The following is a 1,301-nucleotide window of genomic DNA, read 5'->3' as shown; positions in this document are numbered from 1 at the left end:
TAATTTATCGGGTAAAGCTAACACCGAGGTATTAGCGGCATTTTTTACCTCTTTTCCCCAATTATTCCAAAAGAAGCCGGGGGCATTCATGCCATAATTAGGAAATAAATATTGATTAGCGGCACTTTCTTGCTGATAACCGGCAGTCTGGACATAACGATAGGTGGCACTGACTCCCTTATCATGAAAATGTACAGCTAAAACTGCCCCATCTCCGTCAAACCAATGACCAACTTTCTGCTTACCTCTTTCTAATCTCCCCGGACCATTGCGATAGAGACTACCCCGCAATCCGTCAGGAATTTTCCCCGATAATAAGGTTAATTGCGTTTCAGAAAATTCCACTGCTGGTTTTTCTAAAGATTTTGCCCAAGCTTTCATAGATTTGTTTTTTACTGATTACATAGTTAAGTATAGCCCTAGGCTAGGTTCAATGACGATAACTTAGGCAGTTTACCAGTTAATTAGTATTCACCACAACCGATCAATTATGTCATTATAAAGTATCGGGATCAATTCCCAGATAACGGATATATTCAGCTAAACGTTCAGCTTTAAGACGCTCTTGTTCTAATTGTAAACTTGCTTGTTCAGCTTTAAGACGCTCTTGTTCTAACCTTTGAGATAATTCGATAGAAGTCAAAAATTTCTGACCATCTAAACTATAAATTTCTAACTCATCTTCTCTCAATTCAAATCGGATATTTAACCGAGGACTAACCCATCCCTTAATCTCAGGTATAGAACTTAATAGTCCTTCCTGTCTCAACCATCCTTGAAAATTATGAGAATCCGGATCATAGAGATAGTATTCTTCCACTCCATAACGTTGATAAAAGAGGAGTTTTCGCTCCATTTCTTCTAAACTATTAGAAGGGGAGAGAATTTCAAAGACCACTTGAGGAGCGATGTTATCTTCTTGCCATTGTTTATAGGAACCCCTTCTTCCTTTCGGACGACCAAATACTACCATAACATCGGGAGCAACTGGTCCGGTAATTTTTTTATCTTGGACGGGATACCAGAGCAAATCCCCCGCAATAAAAACGTTAGGAGAATTAGCAAAGAGAATCTCAAGGTTTTCTTTAATCTTCACGATCCATTCGTATTGTTCGGTATTATCGGCCATGGGTTTACCGTCACTATCGGGGTATTCAATATCTGGATCAATAGCTGGTATAAAGGTCATAATTTCTGCTCCTTTCAATATTCATAAAGTCTCGGGATTAATTCCCAGAGAACGGATATATTCAGCTAAACGCTCAGCTTTAAGACGCTCCTGTTCTAATTGTAAACTTGCT

General features: G+C 38.9%; 2 protein-coding genes. Both read right to left on the bottom strand.

Annotated features, from left to right (window positions below; all coding sequences use genetic code 11):
• Positions 1–381, bottom strand: a 381-nt coding sequence (locus PX636_RS08230; protein WP_288116711.1) for a carotenoid oxygenase family protein, incomplete at its 3' end; no start/stop codon positions are given.
• A 115-nt stretch (positions 382–496) separates the two neighbouring features.
• A complete protein-coding gene (locus PX636_RS08225; RefSeq protein ID WP_288116710.1) occupies positions 497–1,189 on the bottom strand; it encodes a Uma2 family endonuclease in 693 nt (230 codons plus the stop codon).
• Positions 1,190–1,301: the final 112 nt, after the last annotated feature.

The sequence above is a fragment of the Microcystis sp. M53598_WE2 genome (assembly GCF_030067735.1).
Lineage (GTDB): Bacteria > Cyanobacteriota > Cyanobacteriia > Cyanobacteriales > Microcystaceae > Microcystis > Microcystis aeruginosa.
Note: the sequence above shows the minus strand (reverse complement) of the source record. Positions and strands in the feature narration are given on the sequence as shown.

Excerpts from the sequence above, each read along its gene's own strand:
- PX636_RS08225 (WP_288116710.1), bottom strand. The coding sequence starts at position 1,189 with ATGACCTTTATACCAGCTATTGATCCAGATATTGAATACCCCGATAGT.